Below are 23,989 nucleotides of genomic sequence, written 5' to 3'. Positions count from 1 at the left end.
ATTACGCGAGTAATCTCGCATAAGATGATTTCCACTTTCCGGACATCTGATTTCCAGATTTCCGGAAGTGCGATTTCATCGCACAAGAATATTCAAAATAAAGAGTCAAGAATTTTCTAGTAAAAATTAGAAGTCGTATTACGACAACAAAACTAGACCAGCACCACATGTGTTGGTCTTTTTAAAATGACTTTTCGGTTATGGATTATAAAGATGTAAGATATTCCATCACTCTTCCATAGTAAATTCGAAGAAATTTGTTGGCACCAGCGGTCATGTAGACATAGCAAGGCTTGCCCTGTGCACGTTTCTTATCTATAAACAAATATACAGGGGCATCCTGTGGCATAGTTTTGATAAGACAGTCCATGATCTGAAAAAGTGTTTTTCTAAGTTCGGATGATCCACGTTTAGAAGCATGAACACTTTTTTGCTCATAAGCTCCTGATTGATTTACTCCAGGGTCTACACCAGCAAAGGCGATGAGGGCCTCTTTGTGAGTAAAACGAGTTACGTTGCCAATTTCTGCAATGAACTGAGGACCAAGGGATGTTCCAACACCATTCATAGCCATGACAACAGGATATTCTGGACATTTTGAAGCAGTTTTATTCATAAGTATGCGAAGTGGATCTACGTTCTGAGAGGCAGTATTTAATTGTGCTGCAGCCTGTGTGATGATAAGATTGGTCAGTTCATCTTTCGGAAGCACAGGAACTAGTGTTTTGGATGCTGCATTGATTTCTTCAGCTTTTGATTTGCTGGAGTTGTACTTCTTGCGTTTACACCACTGAGATTAATTTTCATAGCAGTTTTGTGCTTCATGTAGAAACTAAACTGACAGTTCATTGTTTTTAACTGATTTCGTATTTCATCCATAAGAGTATACTGTTTCAAATTCGGCCAGCTATGGAGAGTATAACGAGCTATTTTTATAGCATCTGCTATATCAGATTTAACTCTGCGTAAAGAATTGCAGCTAAAATCTTTAATCAGTTTGGATTAACTGCACCTACGAAAAGATCAGCTTGAGATAGGTGATGAGCTAGTGGCTTGTAATAGCGACCTGTGTGTTCCATAACAATGTGCGATTCACCCTCTACTGACTTATTCAGTTCAACAAGAGAATTGATATCATTTGTTGTGTGAAGAAGTTCGAATGGTGGGAAAACAACTTTCCATATGAGTGTAGAATAGCAACCATACTTTTACCTTTAGAAACATCAATACCTACTGCATTCATAAGTTTATCACTCCTAATGATTATTACAATGGAATCCGCATTTTCTACAGGCGAATCATTCGTCTGCTTTTGACATGCGACTGTAGTTACTGTTATATATGGATGTTGTCAATATTAGCTTATTCGATAAAGCAAATGATACCCTTTTACTTTTTATAAGGACATATTTAATATTATTTCTATATTTTATCTATTTGCAATTTACCAAAATGTAAATATATAATAAAGTAAATTGATTGATTTATTTCCCAATCTAAGATATAGTGATAAAGATAGAGGAAGGAGGTTTTCCATGGGACACGTTCAGTCTTTTGACTATTTTATCCTGGCCATCCTGGTAATCCTGACCCTTATTATGCTGGCAGGAAAGGGAAGCTGGCTTTTAAGTATGGGGAAATCAGGCAAAGAAGCCATGAAGATCTATGATGAGAAAAAAGCAACCCGGTTAATGACCGTAATGGTAGTACTGATTACCATTGTTCAGGCAGCATTTGTATTCCTGTCTGACAAGTTTACCGTGATTCGCATGATCTACGGGCCGGCCATTATTATTGTTGCAATTGTCTGCCTTGTGGTTATGACTACAAAATGTAAAATAAAAAAATAAATGTAGGAGGATTTCAATGGAATTCGCAATCCTGGACAGCTTACAAAAGATACATACTCCCATGCTGGATACAATTATGACATCTGTAACAAAGCTGGGCAATTCAGGAATCATATGGATTCTAACAGGAATTGTACTCTTGTGTATTCCAAAATACAGAAAAGGCGGGGTACTGGTTATGCTGGCGCTTATTCTGAATCTGATTCTGGGGAACCTGATTCTTAAAAATCTGATTGCCAGGGAACGGCCCTGCTGGATTAGGGACGGAATTGAGCTTCTCATAGCAGTCCCCAGGGATTATTCCTTTCCCTCCGGGCACACTATGTCGGGGTTCGCTGCGGCAACTGCAATTTGGTTTACAGAGAAACGCCTGGGAATAGCTGCATTTCTTCTGGCAGCCCTGATTGGGTTCTCGCGCTTGTACCTGTATGTGCATTTTCCCACAGATGTGCTGGCTGGTGCCGTACTGGGGATCTTGGTTGGGATAGCGGCAAAAGGACTTCTGGGCAGGAAAAAAATAAAACAAAACACGGAATGATTCGTTCTGCGGTGTAACATTTACTGTTATGCCGCATTTTTGTTAAAAATTTTACGAATCCGGGTCTGGTATTTTTCTGCCGTTTATGGCAAAATAGAAATGTTTGAAAATTATCAGGAAGAAAAGAGAAAGAACTATGGATTATGAAAAACTGCTGGATCGGATTCTGGAACTGGGGGCGCAGATGCTTATGGCCGGTGCGGAGATCAGCCGGGTAGAGGATTCTGTGACCAGAATCTGCAGCGCTTATGAGATGGAGAAGTCAGATGTGTTTTCCATAACCTCCTGTTTGATCGTTACCATTCATACCAAAGAGGGACGGATCCTGACACAGGTCAGGCGGATCCTGGCTTATGATACAGACCTGGAGAGACTGGAGCGGTGCAACCGCCTATCCAGGGATATCTGCGAGTACCATCTGAGCATTGAAGCCATTGATGAACGCCTGGAGCGGATCCGCAGCAGCAAAACATATCCGGAATTTATTATGTGCCTGGCCTATGTGATGATATCTGCGTGTTTTTCTGTGTTCTTCGGAGGTGACTGTATGGACGCAGTCGCCGCTGCAGTTACCGGACTTGTAATCCGCTGTATGGTAAAGCTGAATGAACGGGTGGGAATGAACCGAATCATTAAAAATATAATCTGTTCGGCAGCAGGGGGGCTGTGCGCCTGGACGCTGACCCGCATGGGGCTGGGACATTCTATTGATAAGATTATCATAGGCAATATAATGCTGCTTGTGCCGGGCGTGGCTCTCACCAACGGGGTCAGGGATATGATACACGGAGATATTATTTCAGGCGGCCTTCGTCTGCTGGAGGCTGTGCTGATTTCCGTTGCCCTGGCAGTCGGCTTTGCAATTGTATTAATTCCATTAGGAGCATAAATCATGAGTAAATATATCATACAGATTATTATGGCCGCATTTGGGTCCATGGGGTTTTCCATCTTTTTTAATATAAAACGTTCGAAGCTTATTCTGGTTACCATAGGAGGGGGTGTCACCTGGGCAGTCTTTCTGGCAGTCCAGTATGTTTCTCAGAGTGAAGTGGCGGGGCTTCTGGCCGCCTCTGCCTTTGCCTCAGTGATGGCCGAAATTTTTGCAAGAGTTTTAAAAACTCCTGTAATTACACTTCTGGTTCCCTTTTTGATCCCTCTGATCCCGGGTGGAAATCTCTACTACACGATGAACTTTTTTGTCAGAGGACAGGCGGATGAATTCGGCCGCTATGCCAGATGGGTGCTGCAGGAAGCCGGATCCATTGCCATTGGGATTATTCTGATAACCTCAGTGATGCAGATAATCGGAAAGATTCAGAGGAAGTTTGAAAATAAGTAAGGGAAAGGATTTGTTAGTATGGCTAAGAAAAATACTTATGATGCGGACAGTATTTCCGTCTTGGAGGGACTGGAAGCGGTCCGAAAAAGACCGGGAATGTATATAGGAAGTGTTTCCAGAAAAGGCTTGAATCACCTCATCTATGAGATCGTGGACAATGCGGTGGACGAACACCTGGCAGGCTTCTGTGATCATATCCGGGTAACCCTGGAGGCGGACGGATCCGCAACCGTGGAGGACAACGGAAGAGGAATTCCTGTGGGAATGCATGCCAAAGGGATGTCGGCTGAGCGTCTGGTATTTACAACACTCCATGCGGGGGGAAAGTTCGACGATTCTGTCTACAAAACCAGCGGCGGGCTCCACGGTGTGGGGTCCTCGGTGGTTAACGCCCTGTCTACGTATCTGGATATAAAAATCAGCAGAGAGGGATATATCCACCACGACCATTATGAGAGAGGCATTCCTACGATAGAGCTGGAAGGAGGCCTGCTTCCCAAGCTGGGAAGGACAAAGACAACAGGGACCTGTGTGAATTTTCTTCCGGATCCGGAGATATTTGAAAAGACGAACTTTTCTTCTACTGAGGTAAAAAGCCGCCTTCACGAGACTGCCTATCTGAATCCCAAACTGACCATAGTATTTGAGGATAAACGCAGAGAGGAAACGGAGACGGTCACTTACCATGAACCGGATGGTATTGTAGGCTTTATCAAGGATTTAAATCAGAAAGAGGAGGTCATCCATGAGCCCGTCTACTTTACCGGGGAGTCCGAAGGGATCACGGTGGAGGTGGCCTTCCAGTTTGTCAACGGGTTTCATGAAAATGTACTGGGCTTCTGCAACAATATTTACAATGCGGAAGGGGGGACCCACCTCACCGGTTTTAAGACTACCTTTACCACGGTGATGAATACGTATGCCCGTGAACTGGGGATTCTGAAAGAAAAGGACCCGAATTTTACAGGGGCAGATATCAGAAACGGGATGACCGCTGTTGTCTCCATCAAGCATCCGTCTCCCAGATTTGAGGGACAGACAAAGACCAAGCTGGACAACCAGGATGCTGCAAAAGCCGCAGGAAAGGTGACAGGCGAAGAGATCGTACATTACTTTGATCGGAATCTGGAAACTCTGAAAAACGTCCTGGCCTGTGCGGAGAAGTCAGCCAAAATCCGAAAAACAGAAGAGAGGGCAAAGACGAATCTTCTGACAAAACAAAAATATTCCTTTGATTCTAATGGAAAGCTGGCAAACTGCGAGAAAAAAGATCCCGGCATCTGTGAGATCTTCATTGTGGAGGGAGACTCAGCGGGAGGGTCCGCAAAGACAGCAAGGGACAGGAGCTTTCAGGCGATCCTGCCCATCCGGGGAAAAATCCTGAATGTGGAAAAGGCTACTATTGATAAGGTACTGGCCAACGCAGAGATCAAAACTATGATCAATGCCTTTGGCTGCGGATTTTCAGAAGGGTACGGCAACGATTTCGATATCACAAAGCTCCGCTATGACAAGATAATCATTATGGCAGATGCGGATGTGGACGGTGCTCATATTTCCACGCTGCTGCTCACCTTGTTCTATCGGTTTATGCCGGAGCTCATCTATGAAGGGCACGTGTATATTGCTATGCCCCCTCTCTATAAGGCCATGCCTGCCAGGGGAAAAGAAGAATACCTCTATGACGACAAGGCCCTGGAGCGGTACCGGAAGAAGCACAAAGGTTCCTTCCACCTTCAGAGATACAAGGGACTGGGAGAGATGGATGCCCAGCAGCTTTGGGAGACTACTCTGAATCCCGAGACCAGGATGCTCCGCCGGGTGGAAATCGAGGATGCACGTATGGCCTCCCAGGTAACCGAGGTGCTGATGGGCACAGATGTACCCCCCAGAAAAGCATTCATCTATGAGCACGCCCGGGATGCCCAGCTGGATATATAGGAGGAATAGAAGATGCAGGATAATATCATTAGGACCGAATATTCTGAGATAATGCAGAAATCATATATCGATTATGCCATGAGTGTCATAATCGCACGTGCGCTCCCTGATGTGAGGGACGGGCTGAAACCGGTGCAGAGGCGTACGCTCTATGACATGTACGAGCTGGGGATTCGTTACGACCGTCCCTACCGGAAATGTGCCCGTATTGTGGGGGACACCATGGGCAAATACCATCCCCACGGTGACAGCTCTATCTACGAGGCGCTGGTGGTGATGGCTCAGGAATTCAAAAAGGGTCTGCCTCTGGTAGACGGCCATGGCAATTTTGGATCTATTGAGGGGGATGGCGCCGCAGCCATGCGTTATACAGAAGCCAGGCTGGAAAAAATCACACAGGAAGTATACCTTCAGGATATGGACAAAGATGTGGTGGATTTTGTGCCGAACTTTGATGAGACTGAGAGGGAACCTGCCGTGCTTCCCGTGCGGATCCCCAATCTCCTGGTGAACGGAGCGGACGGGATCGCCGTTGGAATGGCTACCAGTATCCCTCCTCACAATCTTGGGGAGGTGCTTGACGGTGTGATTGCCTATATGAAGGACAACAGAATCACCACAGAAGGTCTGATGAAATATATCAAGGGACCAGATTTCCCCACAGGCGGAATTGTAGTAAATAAGGATGAGCTTCTCCAAATCTATGAGACAGGAAGCGGCAAGATCCGTATCCGGGGTAAAGTGGAGATTGAGAAGGGAAAAGCGGGAAAGATACTCCTTGTGATCACTGAGATTCCTTATACGATGATTGGCGCCAATATCGGCAAGTTTTTAAACGATGTGGCGTCTCTGGTAGAGACAAAGAAAACCACGGATATTATAGATATCTCCAACCAGTCATCAAAGGAAGGCATCCGTATCGTCATTGAACTGAGAAAAGGTGCAGATGCGGAAAACCTTATGAATATGCTCTATAAAAAGACACGGCTGGAGGATACTTTTGGAACCAATATGCTGGCAGTGGCCGATGGCCGGCCGGAGATCTTAAGCCTCAGGCAGATCATAGAATACCATGTAGATTTTCAGTTTGAGGTGGCCACCAGAAAGTATCAGACCCTGCTGGCAAAGGAACAGGAGAAAAAAGAAGTTCAGGAAGGCCTGATGAAGGCATGCGACGTCATTGACCTGATCATTGAGATATTGAGAGGCAGCAAAAACCAGAAGCAGGTAAAAGACTGTCTGATTCAGGGGATCACGGAGGGGATCCGCTTTAAGAGTAAAGCCAGTGAGCGGGCTGCTAAAAAGCTGGCTTTCACAGAGCGCCAGGCCACGGCTATTCTGGAGATGCGCCTGTATAAATTAATCGGCCTGGAGATAGAGGCTCTCCTGAAAGAACACGAGATTACACTTGCCAATATAGCGAGATATGAGGATATCCTGAATAACTATGATTCGATGGCCAATGTGATCATAAAGGAACTTACTGCCGTGAAAAAAGAATATGGCAGACCCAGAAGAACCGCTGTGGAAAATGCCGCAGAGGCAGTGTATGAGGAAAAGAAAATTGAGGAGACAGAAGTTGTCTTTCTGATGGACCGCTTCGGTTATACAAAGACGATCGACAAGGCTACGTATGAGAGAAATAGGGAAACCGCTGACGGCGAAAGCAAATATTTGTTTACCTGCATGAATACGGATAAAGTGTGCATTTTTACAGACAAAGGGAGGATGCATTCGGTTAAGGTACAGGAAGTTCCCTACGGAAGGTTCCGGGATAAGGGGACGCCTGTTGATAATCTGAGCAATTATGACAGCACCCAGGAAAGGATTCTCTATGCGGGAAGCCTGGAGTCTGTAAAAGCCTCCAGCCTTATGTTTATAACAAAGACCGGTATGATAAAGCAGGTGGCCGGGGAGGAATTTGATGTATCTAAGCGTACCATTGCAGCTACAAAGCTCTCCGGGGAGGATGAACTCCTGTTTGTGGGCATGTCAGATCCCATGGAATATGTGGTGCTCCAGTCTGTAAACGGTTATTTTCTGAAATTTCTCAAGGAGGAAGTTCCTTATAAGAAAAAAACAGCCATTGGAGTACGGGGAATGCGTCTGGGAGAAAAGGATGCGCTGGAAGAGGCATATCTTCTGGAAAACAGGAGCGAGTATACCATAGTATATAAGGAAAAAGAGGTAACGCTGAATAAACTGAAGCTGGCGAAGAGGGATACCAAAGGCACTAAGATAAGAGTTTAGCCGACAGTGGAACGGACGGAATCTTACCAAATTTTCTAAGATGCTTGATTTTTCTGGGAATTAGTGCTAATATTAATAAGATATAAATAATACTACAGTATAAGAGTGGGCTTGCGAGTCCACTCTTATCGCGTGTAAGGGAATATCCGGAAAGCGTGGTGAGAACATGAGTAAAAAAGAAGTGTATGAACAAAAAGCAGAGAGCATTCTTCTCCCAATTGTTGCGTCCCATGGATTTGAGCTGGTGGATGTAGAGTATGTGAAAGAAGGAAGCAACTGGTATCTGAGGGCTTATATAGACAAAGAAGGGGGCATAACGGTAGATGACTGTGAGGCGGTAAGCCGTGCGTTCAGCGACAAATTGGATGAAGAAGACTTTATTGAGGAAGCATATATAATGGAAGTCAGCTCTCCGGGGCTTGGGAGACCGCTGAAGAAAGAAAAAGACTACGCCAGAAGTATGGGAAAAGAGCTGGAGATCCGCACCTACCGTGCGATTCAAAAGGAGAAAGAATTCTATGGAGTTCTGAAGGCATACGATGACAATAGTGTAACTATTTCCAGAGAAGACGGAACGGAGATGGTGTTTCAGAAGGCTGATATCGCTTTGATACGATTGGCATTCGATTTTTAATATTTAGGAGGAAGAAGTAACATGAATACAGAATTATTAGAGGCACTGGAGATTCTGGAAAAAGAGAAATCCATCAGTAAGGATACTCTTTTGGAAGCAATTGAGCAGTCTTTGATTCAGGCATGTAAGAATCATTTCGGCAAAGCAGATAATGTAAAAGTAAACATTAATCCGGAGACCTGCGACTTTGGAGTATATGCAGAAAAGACAGTGGTGGAAGAGGTAGAGGATCCCATCTTGGAGATCAGTCTGGCCAATGCCAAGATGATTGATTCCAAATATGAAGTCGGAGATATCGTTAATATAGAGATTAAATCGAAAGAGTTTGGAAGAATCGCCACTCAGAATGCCAAAAACGTCATTCTTCAGAAGATCCGCGAAGAAGAGCGCAAAGTGATTTATAACCAGTACTACGGCAAGGAAAAGGATGTAGTGACGGGTATTGTTCAGAGAAATCTTGGCAAAAATTATAGTATTAATCTTGGCAAAGCGGATGCTATTCTTACGGAAAATGAGCAGGTAAAGGGAGAGGTATTTCGCCCTACAGAGCGCATTAAGCTGTATATTTTGGAGGTCAAGGATACACCGAAAGGTCCAAAAATCTTAGTTTCCCGGACACATCCGGAATTGGTAAAGCGTCTGTTTGAATCAGAAGTGACCGAGGTAAAAGACGGAACAGTCGAGATAAAAAGCATCGCCAGGGAGGCGGGATCCAGAACCAAAATCGCGGTATGGTCCAACGACCCGGATGTTGACCCGGTGGGCGCCTGTGTTGGTATGAACGGAGCGAGAGTGAATGCCATTGTAGAGGAACTCAGAGGAGAGAAGATTGATATTATTAACTGGAGTGACAACCCCGCGATATTGATTGAAAATGCACTCAGTCCGGCAAAGGTGATCTCAGTAATGGCAGATCCCGATGAGAAAACAGCTCAGGTTGTAGTGCCTGATTACCAGCTTTCTCTTGCAATCGGAAAAGAGGGACAGAATGCAAGGCTTGCAGCAAGGCTGACAGGCTTTAAAATTGATATAAAGAGTGAGACCCAGGCCAGAGAGGCCGGTGACTTAGATTACTATGAAGAAGAGTATGAAGAGGACTATGGGGACGGCGAAGAATATTATCCGGATGAGAATGAATACACGGAAGAGGCTGAGCCTTACTATGAGGAGCCGGAAGACGTTGAAGAGTAGGAAGTGAGAGTTATGGGCACCGTTCGAAAAGTACCTGTGCGGAAATGCATCGGGTGTGGTGAGATGAAAAGTAAGAAAGAAATGATGCGTGTCTTAAAGACAACAGAGGATGAGATTGTGCTGGATGCGACTGGTAAGAAAAACGGTAGAGGCGCATATCTTTGTTTTTCCAGGGACTGTCTGGAGAAAGCCCAAAAAAACAAAGGGCTGGAACGCTCATTAAAGATGGGAATTCCAAAAGAGGTCTATGAAAGCTTGAAAAAGGAGTTAGAAGTTATTGATAAATCATAAAGTACTATCTCTGATAGGATTGGCAATGAAAGCCGGCAAAGTTGTGAGCGGAGAATTTTCTACGGAAAAAGCTGTGAAAACAGGAACTGCTTTTTTGGTTGTGGTCGCGGAGTCAGCCTCCGGGAATACCAAAAAGAAATTCGGAAATTCCTGCTCTTACTACCAGGTTCCACTGTATTTCCTGGGAGAAAAGGAAGAACTGGGCAGGGCGATTGGAAAAGAATTCCGGGCTTCCCTGGCAGTAACCGATGAAAATTTTGCTAAGGCAATCGAAAAGCAACTGGAAATGAATTCGTAATAGAAAAGGAGGTAGTAAGTATGTCAAAAATTAGAGTACATGAACTTGCTAAGGAACTAGATAAAACAAACAAGGAGGTATTAGATTTTCTGAAAGAGAAAAATATAGAAGTCAAAAGCCATATGAGCAGTCTGGAAGACGATCATGTGAAGGCTGTGAAAGAGCATTTTGAAAAGCCCAAAAAGAAATCCAATATTATTCAGGTGTTCCGTCCCCAGAATGCCAGCAATGGAGGGGACAGAAGAGGCAAAGGCCCGCAGCGTTCCAGCCAGAGCCGTCCATACCAGGGCCGCCCTCAGACCGAACACCCGGTACACAGTGACACTGAGAAACCTGTTCAAAATACACAAGCAAGCCAGGGAGACAGCATTCCCAGGCCAACAGAGAGTAATGTAAAAGCTATGAGTGAAAATAGTTCAAGACCAGTGAATAACAATCAGCGGCCGGCAAATAATAGTCAGAGGAGCACCGGCGGCAATCAGAGGACCGGAAGCAGTCAGAGAAGCGGCGGAGGTTATCAGAGAACCCAGGGAGGCCAGAGACCGGCAGGAGGCTACCAGAGAAATAACGACGGCCAGAGAAGCAATGACGGCCAGAGGGGAACTGGAAATTATCAGAGACCTCAGGGAGGCCAGAGACCGGCGGGGGGCTACCAGAGAAACAATGACGGCCAGAGACCGGCAGGGGGCTACCAGAGAAATAATGACGGCCAGAGACCGGCGGGAAGCTATCAGAGAAATAATGACGGCCAGAGACCGGCAGGAGGCTATCAGAGAAATAATGACGGCCAGAGACCGGCGGGAAGCTACCAGAGAAATAATGACGGCCAGAGAAGCGGCGGAGGCTACCAGAGAAGCAATGACGGCCAGAGACAAGGCGGAGGTTACAGAGGCAATGACGGCCAGAGACCGGGCGGAGGCTACAGAAGCAATGACGGCCAGAGACCCGCAGGAAGAACCAATGATTTCCGTAAAAATGGGCCGGATACAAGAAACAAACCGACAGATTCAAAAATTGAAATTGTCGACAAAGACAGCCGCAAGCTGAACAGAGATAACAAGAAAAAGGATGTCAAGCGAGAAGAGTACAAAAACCAGGGCAATGGCGGAAAGCGGCCAAACCAGGGAGGAAGAAGACCGAATCAGAGGCTTCCGAAAGCTCTTCAGAGACCGAATCCTCAGCCGAAGCAGGAGGAGAAGAAGGAAGAAATTAAGGAGATTACCCTTCCGGAAAAGATGACAATCCGGGAGCTGGCTGAAAAGATGAAAATGCAGCCGTCTGTAATCGTTAAGAAGCTATTCCTGGAAGGAATCCTGGTTACAGTCAATCATGAGATTGATTTCGAGAAAGCACAGGAGATAGCATTAAGCTATGATATTATAGCAGAGCCGGAAGAGAAAATCGATGTCATCGAGGAACTGCTCAGAGAGGAAGAGGAGGATAACAGCCTGCTTGTCTCCAGACCGCCAGTTGTCTGTGTCATGGGGCATGTTGACCACGGCAAGACTTCTCTTCTGGATGCTATTCGTAATACACATGTAACAGACAAAGAAGCGGGAGGAATTACCCAGCATATCGGCGCCTACGTAGTAAGCATCAACGGACAGAAGATTACATTCCTGGATACTCCCGGACATGAGGCATTTACTGCTATGAGAATGCGCGGTGCCAACGCTACTGATATTGCAATCCTGGTAGTCGCTGCAGATGACGGTGTTATGCCCCAGACAGTGGAGGCCATTAATCATGCTAAGGCCGCCGGCACAGAGATAATTGTAGCTGTCAATAAGATTGATAAGCCAAGTGCCAATGTGGAAAAGGTAAAACAGGAATTATCAGAATATGAGCTGATTCCCGAAGACTGGGGCGGCAGCACGATCTTTGTGCCTGTATCCGCCCATTCCGGAGACGGAATTGATGAACTTTTGGAGATGATTCTTCTAACTGCAGAAGTGGGAGAATTGAAAGCCAATCCTAAGAGAAAAGCCAGAGGCCTTGTCATTGAGGCAGAGCTGGATAAAGGAAAGGGTCCTGTGGCAACGATTCTGGTGCAGAAGGGTACTCTTCAGGTGGGAGACTTTATCGCTGCAGGTTCCTGCTCCGGAAAAGTGCGTGCCATGATGGATGACAAGGGAAGACGGGTAAAAGAGGCTGGTCCTTCCACACCCGTAGAGATTTTGGGACTTTCCGATGTGCCCAATGCAGGGGAGATTCTCGTAGCTCTTGACAACGACAAAGAGGCAAAACAATTTGCAGAGACCTTTGTGTCAGAAGGAAAGAATAAACTTCTGGAGGACACCAAAGCAAAAATGTCTCTGGACGATTTATTTACACAGATTAAAGCAGGTAATTTAAAGGAACTTCCGATTGTTGTAAAAGCAGACGTACAGGGTTCCGTGGAGGCAGTAAAACAGAGTCTTGTAAAGCTTTCTAATGAAGAAGTGATTGTCAAGGTGATCCATGGAGGCGTAGGCGCCATCAATGAATCAGACGTTACCCTGGCCTCTGCTTCCAATGCTATTATTATCGGCTTTAATGTCCGCCCTGACGCTACCGCAAAAGCGATTGCAGAACAGGAAGGGGTGGATCTGCGCCTATACCGCGTCATTTATCAGGCTATTGAGGATGTGGAAGCGGCTATGAAGGGTATGCTGGATCCGGTATATGAGGAGAAAGTCATCGGCCACGGGGAAGTCCGCCAGACATTTAAGGCTTCCGGCATCGGTACCATTGCAGGCTCTTATGTCCTGGACGGTATCTTCCAGAGAGGCTGTAAAGTGCGCATTACCCGTGAGGATGAGCAGATCTTCGAGGGACCGCTGGCATCTCTGAAGCGCTTTAAGGATGATGTGAAGGAAGTAAAAGCCGGATACGAGTGCGGCTTGGTATTCCAGGACTTCAATGACGTAAAAGAAGAAGATAAGGTAGAAGCCTATATTATGGTAGAAGTTCCTCGCTAGAATCCAGAGGGGCTGCCTGCGGCTGTACCTGAAAAGACAGAAAGTGAGAATAGATATGAGAAAAAACAGTATAAAGAATACAAGGATTAATGGGGAAGTTCAAAGAGAACTGGCCAATTTAATCCGGGGGGATCTGAAAGATCCCCGTATTCATCCGCTGACATCAGTAACCGCCGTTGAGGTGGCGCCGGATCTGAAAACCTGCAAGGCCTACATCAGTGTTATGGGAGATGACAAGGCAAAGGAGGATACTCTGGCAGGTCTAAAGAGCGCAGAAGGCTTTCTGAAAAATCAGCTGGCCAAGAATATCAATCTGCGCAACACGCCACAAATCCGATTTGTGCTGGATACCTCCATTGAATACGGCGTTACTATGTCAAAATTGATTCAGGAAGTGAACAATCAGGATTTCGAACAGAAGGAAGATGATAAGAATGATTAAACTGGCTTCGCAGCTGGAAGGCATCCGGACTGTGGCCATAGCCGGCCACGTGCGTCCGGACGGAGACTGTGTGGGTTCCTGCATGGGGCTTTACCTGTACCTGAAAGAGAACTATCCTTCCCTTGAGACGGACGTATATCTGGAAGAGCCGAAAGAAGGGTTCTCATTTATCCGGGATCTGGACCAGATACAGACCATCTGCCGGGAGGAACAAACGTATGATCTGTTTATCACTCTGGACGCCAGCGCCCCAGACCGCATTGGCGTTGCGTTTCCCTGTTTTGAACATGCAGGAAAACGTCTTTGTATCGATCACCATATCAGCAATCCGGGATTTGGTGACATAAATGTGATCGTCCCCGACAGCAGCTCCTCCTGTGAGGTGCTGTTTGAAATGCTGGAGGAAGAAAAGATTTCGCCCGACTGTGCAGCGGCTCTCTATACGGGGATTGTCCATGACACAGGGGTGTTCCAGTATTCCTGCACTTCATCCAGAACCATGACCATTGCAGGGATTCTCATGGATAAAGGAATAGATTTCAGCCGTATTGTAGATGAATCTTTTTACACAAAGACCTATGTGCAGAATCAGGTGCTGGGCCGGTGCCTTATGGAGAGCATTCTGGTGCTGGACGGCAAATGTATTGTGGGTGTTGTCAATGAAAAGGACATGGAATTTTACGGTATACAGGCAAAAGAGCTGGACGGTATTGTGAGTCAGCTTCGTGTTACCCAGGGCGTTGAGGTGGCAGTTTTTATGTACCAGACATCGGCCCAGGAGTATAAAGTAAGCCTGCGCTCCAACGGGGCGGTGGATGTTAGTGCAATTGCCTCGTACTTTGGAGGAGGAGGCCACGTAAAAGCAGCAGGATGCACCCTGCAGGGAAGCTCCTATGATGTGATCAATAATCTTACGCCCCACATAGAAAAACAGCTGAGAGAGAAGGAAATACTTTCATGAACGGAGTACTTAACGTTTATAAAGAAAAAGGCTATACCTCCCATGATGTGGTGGCAAAACTGAGAGGAATTCTGAAACAGAAAAAAATAGGTCATACAGGGACGCTGGATCCGGATGCTGTAGGTGTCCTGCCGGTGTGTCTTGGAAAAGCTACAAAGCTCTGTGACATGCTTACAGAGAAAGATAAATCCTATGAGACGGTACTGCTGCTTGGCACAGTCACAGATACCCAGGATATTTCCGGCAGGATTCTGGAAGAAATGCCGGTTACGGTTTCTGAAGAAGAGGTAAGAGACTGCATCCGCGGATTTGTGGGGGAGCAGATGCAGATCCCTCCCATGTATTCTGCCCTGAAGGTGAACGGAAAGAAACTGTACGAGCTGGCCAGGGAGGGCAGAGAAGTGGAGCGCAGAGCGAGGAAGGTCTTTTTTCGCAGCATTGAGGTGACGGAACTGAGTCTTCCCAGGGTAAAGCTGTCAGTTACATGCTCCAAGGGAACTTACATACGGACACTCTGCCACGATATTGGACAGAAACTAGGATGCGGAGGCTGTATGGAACAGCTGACCCGCACCCGTGTGGAACGCTTTCGGATACAGGAAAGCCTTACTTTGGAGGAGATTCGGCAGCGGAAGGAAAAAGGGGTTTTGGAACAGGACGTTCTGCCTATAGAGGAGATGTTTTCTGAATATCCCCGGATCTGCGCAAGTCCCAGCCTGGATAAGGCGCTGCACAATGGGAACTCTTTTGCCTGTCCGGACCAAATGATACCTATAAAGGATACATGGGTCCGGGTATATGACAGCCAGGGCATGTTTATCGGCATATACCAGTATCAGGAAGAACGCCGGCAATATAAGCTGGTTAAGATGTTTAAGGAGGAGACATGATCAGTACAACAGTTGTACCCCAGTTCGAGGAAGGACAGAAGAGTGTGATTACACTGGGAAAGTTCGATGGTCTGCACAGAGGACATCAGAAACTGATTCACAGAGTGCTTGAGATTGGAAAAGATGGCTATCAGACAGTCATCTTTACTTTTGATGTCTCTCCTCTTGTAAAACTGGGAAAATCTAATCTGAAATCTCTTCTGACCAATGAGGAGCGGGCGGAAATGATAGAGGAGCTGGGGGTAGACTGTCTTGTGGAGTGCCCCTTCACCGATGAAGTCATACACATGGAGGCAGAAGACTTTATAAAGGAATTTCTTGTGAACCGTCTGCACGCCGCCTGCATTGTAGTGGGGACGGATTTCCGCTTTGGACATGAGCGGCGGGGAGATGTGCGTATGCTGGAGGATATGGCCGGCAAGTATGGCTATACCGTAGAGATTATTGAAAAGGAAAGATACGAAAACAGAGAGATCAGCAGTACATACATTAGAGAAGAACTGGAAAAAGGGAATATGGAGACCGTATCACAGCTTCTTGGATATACGTTTTTTACCAAAGGAGAGATTGTCCGGGGCAGACAGCTGGGAAGAACCATCGGGATTCCGACTACTAATATCATCCCTTCCACAAAGAAAAAATTCCCGCCCAACGGCGTCTATGTGACAAAATCCATTATAGATGGGAGCGTGTATCAGGGAATTACAAATGTGGGATACAAACCCACGGTAAAAGAAAATTTTCTGGGAGTGGAAACCTATCTCTTCGACTGTGATGCGGATTTATACGGAAAAGAGTCTGAGGTCTTATTTTTTCATTTTCTTCGGCATGAGAAAAAATTCGGTTCTATGGAACTTCTGAAGGAACAGCTCCTGAAGGATAATGAGATGGGCAGGGAATATTTTCGTTTGGGATATGGACAAATTAAAAATTTTATCTTATAGTAGGAGTGCTGCGTTAAAAACGTTACGCAGGGGTGCGCTTTGGCGTTCCTGAATAAATCCAGACATATTTTTTACTAAGGAGATACTATGAATTTAGGAATTATTATGACGTTAGTTGGCGGTCTTGGCCTGTTTTTGTACGGCATGAAGCTCATGAGCGACGGTCTGGAAAAAGCAGCCGGTGCCAAGATGAGAAGTATCCTGGAATTCTTTACTAAGAATCGTTTTATCGGCATGATGGTAGGTATCCTGTTTACGGCCATCGTTCAGTCCTCCAGCGCTACCACGGTAATGGTAGTAAGCTTTGTAAACTCCGGACTTATGTCACTGCTGCAGGCAGCGGGAGTTATAATGGGTGCCAATATCGGTACTACAGTCACCTCACAGTTAATCGCGTTTAATCTCTCTGAAATAGCGCCGCTTTTTGTAATGGCCGGTGTTATCATGGTGATGTTCTGCGAAAAAAACTCTGTGAAAAAGGCAGGGGAGGTTGTCCTCGGATTTGGTATTCTTTTTGTGGGACTGTCAACCATGTCCGGAGCTATGTCTACATTAAAAGAATCCCCTCAGATTGTGGACATGCTTGCTTCTCTGAAGAATCACTATGTGGCGATCCTGGTAGGATTTGTAATTACAGCAATCCTCCAGAGCTCTTCCGCTACGGTAGGTATTGTGCTTCTCCTGGCCACCCAGGGGCTTTTGAAGCTGCCTATCTGTTTTTTTATCATCCTGGGATGCAATATGGGATCTTGTGTATCCGCACTGCTGGCCAGCCTGGGGGGAAAGAAAGATGCCAAACGGGCAGCATGGATTCACTTTTTGTTTAATATTGTAGGTTCCGCCATTATTCTGGTATTCCTGACAATTGCATTGGATCCGATTACCGGAATCATTCAGAGGCTTTCCGGTGACAGCGTGGCCAGGCAGGTAGCCAATGCTCACACCTTAATCAAAGTCTGTGAGGTTATCATACTGTTTCCGTTTATCCAGTGGATTGTAAAGCTTACTTACCTGATCGTTCCCGGAGACGACAAGAAAAAAGGGGAGGAAGAGTTCGAACTGGTTTATATTGGAGACAAAGCAGTGTTCTCCCCCACCACAGCGGTGGTAGAAGCAACCAGAGAACTGGAACGCATGGGAAATATGGCAATTACGAATCTTACCAGAGCAATGAACTGTCTGGTTACTCTGGATGAGGAGGAACTGAAAAAAGTATATTCTATGGAAAAGAATATAGACTTTTTAAACCATGCAATCACGGATTATCTTGTAAAAATCAACCAGACTACCCTTCCGATTGACGATGCAAAAAGTATCGGAGGACTATTTCACGTAGTAAATGATATTGAACGAATCGGGGATCATGCCGAGAACGTGGCAGATGCCTGCAGGACAAGGATGGAAGAGAAAGTCAGCTTCAGTAAAGAAGCACAGGCAGAGCTGTCCGGGATGCTGGACGCTGTGATCAAAATCACAACGTATTCTCTGGATATGTTTTCGAACAACAACCGGATCCATATGCAGGAGATCCTGGAACTGGAAGATAACATTGACAAGATGGAGCGGGAGCTTCAGCAAAATCATGTACAGCGTCTCACCAGAGGAGAATGTACGCCCAGCGCGGGAATGCTCTACTCAGATATTGTATCCGGCCTGGAAAGGGTGGCAGATCACGCTACCAATATTGCTTTTTCCATCCTGGAGGAGGATCCGGAGGAAGACATGAAAGGTGCTGTTCAGGCATAAATATTGAAAACCCGGCATATACTTACCTTATGCCGGGATTTTTTTGTCGTTTTGTCCCGACGGAATTTTGTTGACATTTTGTACTTGCATGGTACAATGAGTACGTAATATAAATGTAACAATTTTAAAACAAACGTAACAAAGGAGGCTTTATAAAAAGTATTATGCACAGAAAAGGACGTAATTTACTGGGAGCCATGTCTGTACTGGTGCTTCTGGGCGTTTCCTCTGAAAGCATCTGGGCAGATCCTCCCGCAGGATACCAGGAATCTCAGGGGGAAACGAGAGAGACTGTGTCTGATACAAAGGATAAAGAGTATGGAATTGCTGATGTAAATACAAATCTGAATATAAGAAGCGGCGGGGGGATGGAGTATTCTGTTATCGGAAAACTCCCCAGAGATGCCGTTTGTATCATAGAGGGAGAAGAGAATGGGTGGGCTTGTATCATCTCCGGGGATGTACGGGGATACGTGTCAAGCAGATATCTTCTTACGGGAGAGACAGCCAGAGAATATGTGGAACAGGGGCAGGAGGAGACTTTGACCTATGCCCACTGGACCGGAAGTGCGGCTGAACCTGCTGATACCGGGATAGATAACACTGTCCCTGAGTCCACAGAACCGGAGGAAGAAACATCCGCTCCGGAAGAAGAAGCTGGTGTTCCGGAAGAAGAAACAAGTATTACGCAAGAGGAGATAACAGAACCGGCTGAGGAAGAGCCTTCTGCAGAAACTGCAGGTGCAGCTGAAGCCTCGGAAAGTGTCCGCTCCCAGATGGTGGAGTTTGCGGAACAATTTTTGGGCAATCCTTATGTGTGGGGCGGGACAAGCCTTACGGACGGTGCGGACTGTTCTGGTTTTGTACAGAGTATTTATGCCAATTTTGGATATTCACTGCCCCGGGTATCCAGAGATCAGGCACAGACCGGAACCAGAATCCCCATAGAGGAAGCACAGCCCGGAGATCTTATATTTTACGCCAGGGACGGGGAAATTTACCATGTGGTTATGTATATTGGGGACGGTCAGGTGATCCATGCAAGCAGCAAGGAAACCGGCATTAAAATCTCGAATATATATTATGACAATGCTGTCTGGGCAGTAAGAATTCTGGATGAATAGAGAGAAAAACAGTTTACAATGGATATGCCTTGTGTTATACTATGAAGGTGTGAAAATAGCCCTGATTCAGAAATTGGACACTCCGACCATTTCTTAATCTGAGGCGATTATAATGAATAAGGAGGAAGCACAACATGATTTCAAAAGAAAAGAAACAGGCAATTATGGCAGAGTATGCAAGAACACCGGGTGACACAGGTTCACCGGAGGTTCAGATCGCAGTTTTAACTGCAAGAATCCAGGAGCTTACAGAGCATTTAAAAGAGCACCATAAAGACCATCACTCCAGAAGAGGACTTCTGAAAATGGTAGGTCAGAGACGTGGATTACTTGCTTATTTAAAGAAGACTGATATTGAAAGATACCGTGCTTTAATTGAAAAATTAGGAATCAGAAAATAATCAGGCATTTAAGGGGCGGAGTTATCCGCCCTGTTTTGCGGTAGTAAGAACTTTGCCGAGACCACTGAAAAGGACATTTTACGAAATGTATTTTTCAGTTGTTTCGGAGTCTTCTACCAGCACAAGAAAAGGAGAATATATTTATGTATAAGAGTTTTTCAATGGAACTGGCTGGAAGAACCCTGACAGTTGATGTGAACCGTGTGGCAAAACAGGCAAACGGAGCAGTGATGATGCACTATGGAGACACCACCGTGCTGTCTACCGCTACTGCCTCAGAAAAACCCAGGGACGGGATTGATTTCTTCCCGTTAAGTGTAGAGTATGAAGAAAAGTTATATGCCGTGGGCAAGATTCCTGGCGGTTTTAATAAAAGAGAAGGGAAGGCCAGTGAGCATGCAATCCTTACCTCACGTGTAATTGACCGCCCCATGCGTCCTTTATTTCCAAAGGATTACCGCAATGATGTGACTTTGAATAATCTGGTGCTTTCTGTAGACCCGGACTGCAATCCGGAGCTTCCGGCAATGCTTGGATCTGCAATCGCCACCAGTATCTCCGATATTCCTTTCGACGGTCCCTGTGCTATGACGCAGCTGGGTCTGGTGGACGGAGAATTTGTGGTGAATCCTAACAATGCCCAGAGAGCTGTATCCGATCTGGCGCTTACTGTAGCGTCTACCCGGGAAAAAGTTATCATGATCGAGGCTGGAGCCAATGAGGTTCCGGAGGATAAGATGATCGAGGCTATTTTCAAATGCCATGAGGTGAATCAGGAGGTTATCAAATTTATTGATACCATTGTGGCAGAATGCGGAAAGGAAAAGCACACATATGAGAGCTGTGCGGTTCCTGAAGAACTGTTTGCTGCAATCAGGGAACTGGTGACTCCGGAAGAGATGGAGGAAGCAGTATTTACAGATGACAAGCAGACTAGGGAAGGCAATATCAGCGCCATTAAAGATAAACTGGCGGAGACCTTTGCTGAAAATGAGGAGTGGCTTAATCTTTTGGATGACGCTGTATATCAGTATCAGAAAAAGACAGTCCGCAAGATGATTTTGAAGGATCAAAAGCGTCCGGACGGCAGAGGAATTACGGAAATTCGTCCTCTGGCGGCGGAAGTAGACCTGATTCCAAGGGTTCACGGTTCCGCTATGTTTACCCGGGGACAGACGCAAATCTGCACCATTACTACATTGGCGCCTTTGGCTGAAGCTCAGAGAATTGACGGGCTGGACGTGGACGAGACTTCAAAAAGATATATGCACCATTACAACTTCCCGTCTTACTCAGTAGGTGAGACAAAGCCGTCCAGAGGACCGGGACGCCGGGAAATCGGCCATGGAGCGCTTGCAGAGAAGGCTCTGATTCCGGTGCTGCCTCCTGCAGACGAGTTTCCGTATGCGATCCGTACGGTTTCGGAAACCTTTGAATCCAACGGTTCTACCTCACAGGCAAGTATCTGTGCATCTACTATGTCCCTGATGGCAGCAGGCGTTCCCATCAAAAAGCCGGTAGCCGGCATCTCCACCGGTCTGGTAACCGGGGATACCGATGACGATTATCTGGTGCTGACAGATATTCAGGGGCTGGAAGACTTCTTTGGGGACATGGACTTTAAAGTGGCAGGCACCCACGATGGTATCACCGCGATTCAGATGGATATAAAGATTCATGGACTCACAAGACCGATTATAGAGGAAGCTATCGCTAAGACGAAGGCTGCCAGAGAATATATTCTTACAGAAGTTATGGAACCGTGCATCAGCAAGCCCAGAGAGAGTGTAGGGCCTTATGCTCCCAAGATTATGCAGATTCAGATTGATCCCTCCAAGATTGGCGATGTAGTAGGCCAGAGGGGCAAGACAATCAATACCATTATCGAGGAGACAGGCGTTAAAATTGATATTGATGACGATGGATCCGTTTCTGTATGCGGCGTGGATCAGGAGAGCATGGAAAAAGCCATGGACATGATCAAAATCATCACTACAGACTTTGAGGCCGGACAGATTTTTGTTGGAAAGGTAATCAGCATTAAGGAATTCGGCGCATTCCTGGAGTTCGCTCCGGGCAAAGAAGGTATGGTTCATATCTCCAAAATATCCAAACACCGCATCAACCGGGTGGAAGACGAGCTGACTCTGGGAGATATGGTAAAGGTTATCTGTCTTGGAAAAGATAAGATGGGAAGAATCAGCTTCAGTATGAAGGATGTTCCGGAAGAAGAAAAGTAAAAGTTGTAGAGCAGGACGGGGAAAAGCGTATTTTCTCCGTCCTTTTTAGACAGCGGCAGAGAAAAGGAGAATGCACATGAAGAAAATAGCAAAATTTCACAAAGTAAGCTGGGAAAGATTTCTGAAGGATTGGAAAGATACCTTTGGGGAGAGTGACAGGGAAGAGGAGATACAAAAGATTTACAGCGGCATATCCCTGCCCAAAAGAGCCACCAGGGGATCTGCGGGCTATGATTTTTATACGCCGGTCAGTGTAACGGTAAAGCCGGGGGAAACCGTAAAAATCCCCACAGGAATCCGCGCGGAAATGGAACCGGAATGGGTTCTGAAATGTTACCCAAGAAGCGGTCTGGGCTTTAAGTTCCGCATGCAGTTAAATAATACCGTTGGGATTATTGACAGCGATTACTTTTACTCAGAAAATGAGGGCCATATATTTTCTAAGATTACCAATGATTCCAGAGAAGGAAAGACCATAGAGCTGAACGCCGGGAGCGGATTTATGCAGGGGATCTTTGTAGAATATGGAATTACCGTAGATGATGATGCCTGCGAGGTACGAAACGGCGGCTTTGGAAGCACTGACAGGTAAGGAAGAATCCACAGCCTGAATAAAAATCCTCTTTGCAATCTGTGAAAAATGTGGTAGAATAGTTTGATAGCCAAAGTATCTGGTTTTTAAAACCAGATACTCACAGTGTGGATGAATTAGGAGGATTTATTTATGATAGTAGAACCAAAGGTGAGAGAGTATATTTGCACCACCGCCCACCCGGCGGGATGTGAGGAAAATGTAAAGGAGCAGATCCAATACGTTAAGGAGAAGGGCAGAATGGACGGCCCCAAAAAGGTGTTGGTCATCGGTGCTTCTACAGGATACGGTCTCGCCTCCAGAATTACAGCGGCATTCGGGTGCGGAGCGTCTACTCTGGGAATTATGTTCGAGAAACCGTCTAACGGAAAACGTACAGCAACTCCCGGCTGGTATAATACGGCAGCCTTTGAGAAGGCGGCCAAAAATGAAGGTCTGTATGCCAGATCTGTCAACGGGGACGCGTTTTCAAAGGAGATAAAAGAAAAGACAATTGACATAATCAGAAAAGACTTGGGAAAAGTAGATATGGTGATCTACAGTCTTGCGGCACCCCGCCGGACCACTTTGGACGGTACGGTCTATTCTTCCGTGTTAAGGACGACTGGCCGGCCATTTACGAATAAGAGCCTGGATCTGCGCAATAACACCATCGGGGAAAAGACGGTAGAACCCGCAACTCCGGAAGAGATGGAAGGAACCATCAAGGTCATGGGAGGGGAAGACTGGAAAGACTGGATAGAAGCGCTGACCAGAGCGGATGTGATGGAAAAGGGAGCGGTTACGGTTGCTTATTCCTATATAGGGCCTGCACTTACCTATCCCATGTATTCTGACGGAACCATCGGACAGGCTAAGAAGCACCTGATGCACACAGCAGTGGAGTTAAACCGGGAGTATCCTGGAGTGAGCGCATATATCTCAGTCAATAAGGCTCTGGTTACCCAGGCAAGCTCTGCCATTCCTATTGTGCCCCTGTACTTTGCTATTCTCTATAAGGTAATGAAGGAACAGGGAAACCACGAAGGCTGCATCCAGCAGATTACCCGCCTCTTTCATGATAAGCTGCTCACAGATCCTGTAAATATGGATGAAGAGTACAAGATTCGTATGGATGACTGGGAGCTGAAGCCAGAGATTCAGGAAGAGGTTATGAGATGCTGGGAGAATATTACCACAGAAAATGTGGAGGAGCTGTCAGATATTAAAGGATATTGGGAGGACTTCTATCATATGTTCGGGTTCCATTTTGATAACATTGACTATAGTCAGGACGTTGATATAGAAGTGCCTATTCCAAGTCTGGAAGCATAAGACTATATCCTGGGCATAAAAATAGAAAGCTGTTAGATTA

At 46.0% G+C, this 23,989-nt stretch carries 22 protein-coding genes; 21 read left to right on the top strand and 1 reads right to left on the bottom strand.

Going from position 1 to position 23,989, the window contains the following annotated elements:
• Positions 1–205 precede the first annotated feature (205 nt).
• A complete protein-coding gene (locus BUA56_RS24115) occupies positions 206–712 on the bottom strand; it encodes a transposase (RefSeq protein ID WP_479724296.1) in 507 nt (168 codons plus the stop codon).
• Between the two features lie 823 nt (positions 713–1,535).
• Between BUA56_RS24115 and BUA56_RS06655 the strand changes: the two genes are divergently transcribed.
• The 21 genes from BUA56_RS06655 to fabV all read left to right on the top strand — a co-directional run bounded on the left by BUA56_RS06655 (position 1,536) and on the right by fabV (position 23,949).
• The gene (locus BUA56_RS06655) at positions 1,536–1,850 is read left to right on the top strand and encodes a DUF3784 domain-containing protein (protein ID WP_072850159.1); all 315 of its coding nucleotides are present in this window, start codon (positions 1,536–1,538) and stop codon (positions 1,848–1,850) included.
• A 16-nt stretch (positions 1,851–1,866) separates the two neighbouring features.
• Complete coding sequence (locus BUA56_RS06650; protein ID WP_072850157.1) at positions 1,867–2,388, top strand: phosphatase PAP2 family protein; 522 nt, start codon at positions 1,867–1,869, stop codon at positions 2,386–2,388.
• A gap of 136 nt (positions 2,389–2,524) precedes the next feature.
• Positions 2,525–3,277, top strand: coding sequence for a threonine/serine exporter family protein (locus BUA56_RS06645; protein WP_072850155.1), 753 nt, complete (start codon positions 2,525–2,527; stop codon positions 3,275–3,277).
• Between the two features lie 3 nt (positions 3,278–3,280).
• A complete protein-coding gene (locus tag BUA56_RS06640) occupies positions 3,281–3,730 on the top strand; it encodes a threonine/serine exporter family protein (RefSeq protein ID WP_072850153.1) in 450 nt (149 codons plus the stop codon).
• Between the two features lie 18 nt (positions 3,731–3,748).
• Complete coding sequence (locus BUA56_RS06635; protein WP_072850151.1) at positions 3,749–5,671, top strand: DNA gyrase/topoisomerase IV subunit B; 1,923 nt, start codon at positions 3,749–3,751, stop codon at positions 5,669–5,671.
• 12 nt (positions 5,672–5,683) lie between these two features.
• Complete coding sequence (locus BUA56_RS06630; protein WP_072850150.1) at positions 5,684–7,921, top strand: DNA gyrase/topoisomerase IV subunit A; 2,238 nt, start codon at positions 5,684–5,686, stop codon at positions 7,919–7,921.
• A 166-nt stretch (positions 7,922–8,087) separates the two neighbouring features.
• Positions 8,088–8,555 carry a ribosome maturation factor RimP gene (locus tag BUA56_RS06625; protein WP_072850148.1) on the top strand — a complete coding sequence of 156 codons (468 nt, stop codon included), beginning with the start codon at positions 8,088–8,090 and terminating at the stop codon, positions 8,553–8,555.
• A gap of 21 nt (positions 8,556–8,576) precedes the next feature.
• Positions 8,577–9,746 (top strand): transcription termination factor NusA, encoded by a 1,170-nt coding sequence (gene nusA, locus BUA56_RS06620; protein WP_072850146.1) that lies wholly within the window; start codon positions 8,577–8,579, stop codon positions 9,744–9,746.
• A gap of 12 nt (positions 9,747–9,758) precedes the next feature.
• Positions 9,759–10,037 carry an RNase P modulator RnpM gene (rnpM, locus tag BUA56_RS06615; protein ID WP_072850144.1) on the top strand — a complete coding sequence of 93 codons (279 nt, stop codon included), beginning with the start codon at positions 9,759–9,761 and terminating at the stop codon, positions 10,035–10,037.
• A complete protein-coding gene (locus tag BUA56_RS06610) occupies positions 10,024–10,335 on the top strand; it encodes a L7Ae/L30e/S12e/Gadd45 family ribosomal protein (protein ID WP_072850142.1) in 312 nt (103 codons plus the stop codon). The genes rnpM and BUA56_RS06610 overlap by 14 nt, the downstream gene beginning before the upstream one ends.
• 20 nt (positions 10,336–10,355) lie before the next feature.
• Positions 10,356–13,295: a translation initiation factor IF-2 gene (gene infB / locus BUA56_RS06605; protein WP_072850140.1), complete on the top strand. Its 2,940-nt coding sequence runs from the start codon at positions 10,356–10,358 to the stop codon at positions 13,293–13,295.
• Between the two features lie 55 nt (positions 13,296–13,350).
• Entirely contained in the window at positions 13,351–13,737 is a 387-nt protein-coding gene (gene rbfA / locus BUA56_RS06600; protein ID WP_072850138.1) for a 30S ribosome-binding factor RbfA, read from the top strand.
• Entirely contained in the window at positions 13,730–14,698 is a 969-nt protein-coding gene (locus BUA56_RS06595) for a DHH family phosphoesterase (protein ID WP_072850136.1), read from the top strand. The genes rbfA and BUA56_RS06595 overlap by 8 nt, the downstream gene beginning before the upstream one ends.
• Positions 14,695–15,588: a tRNA pseudouridine(55) synthase TruB gene (gene truB / locus BUA56_RS06590; protein WP_072850134.1), complete on the top strand. Its 894-nt coding sequence runs from the start codon at positions 14,695–14,697 to the stop codon at positions 15,586–15,588. The genes BUA56_RS06595 and truB overlap by 4 nt, the downstream gene beginning before the upstream one ends.
• Entirely contained in the window at positions 15,585–16,532 is a 948-nt protein-coding gene (locus BUA56_RS06585; protein WP_072850132.1) for a bifunctional riboflavin kinase/FAD synthetase, read from the top strand. The genes truB and BUA56_RS06585 overlap by 4 nt, the downstream gene beginning before the upstream one ends.
• Before the next feature lie 87 nt (positions 16,533–16,619).
• Positions 16,620–18,278 (top strand): Na/Pi cotransporter family protein, encoded by a 1,659-nt coding sequence (locus tag BUA56_RS06580; protein ID WP_072850130.1) that lies wholly within the window; start codon positions 16,620–16,622, stop codon positions 18,276–18,278.
• 164 nt (positions 18,279–18,442) lie between these two features.
• Positions 18,443–19,402, top strand: a complete 960-nt coding sequence (locus tag BUA56_RS06575) for a C40 family peptidase (RefSeq protein WP_072850129.1) — start codon at positions 18,443–18,445, stop codon at positions 19,400–19,402.
• A 134-nt stretch (positions 19,403–19,536) separates the two neighbouring features.
• Entirely contained in the window at positions 19,537–19,803 is a 267-nt protein-coding gene (gene rpsO / locus BUA56_RS06570) for a 30S ribosomal protein S15 (RefSeq protein WP_072850127.1), read from the top strand.
• Between the two features lie 143 nt (positions 19,804–19,946).
• Positions 19,947–22,043: a polyribonucleotide nucleotidyltransferase gene (locus tag BUA56_RS06565; protein ID WP_072850126.1), complete on the top strand. Its 2,097-nt coding sequence runs from the start codon at positions 19,947–19,949 to the stop codon at positions 22,041–22,043.
• Positions 22,044–22,119: 76 nt separating this feature from the next.
• Complete coding sequence (locus BUA56_RS06560) at positions 22,120–22,635, top strand: dCTP deaminase/dUTPase family protein (protein ID WP_072850124.1); 516 nt, start codon at positions 22,120–22,122, stop codon at positions 22,633–22,635.
• A gap of 132 nt (positions 22,636–22,767) precedes the next feature.
• Positions 22,768–23,949: an enoyl-ACP reductase FabV gene (fabV, locus tag BUA56_RS06555; protein WP_072850122.1), complete on the top strand. Its 1,182-nt coding sequence runs from the start codon at positions 22,768–22,770 to the stop codon at positions 23,947–23,949.
• Positions 23,950–23,989 lie beyond the last annotated feature (40 nt).

Source organism: Lactonifactor longoviformis DSM 17459 (assembly GCF_900129135.1).
Classification (GTDB): domain Bacteria; phylum Bacillota; class Clostridia; order Lachnospirales; family Lachnospiraceae; genus Lactonifactor; species Lactonifactor longoviformis.
The sequence above is the reverse complement of the archived record's forward strand: the minus strand, read 5'-3'. Positions and strand labels throughout refer to the sequence as shown.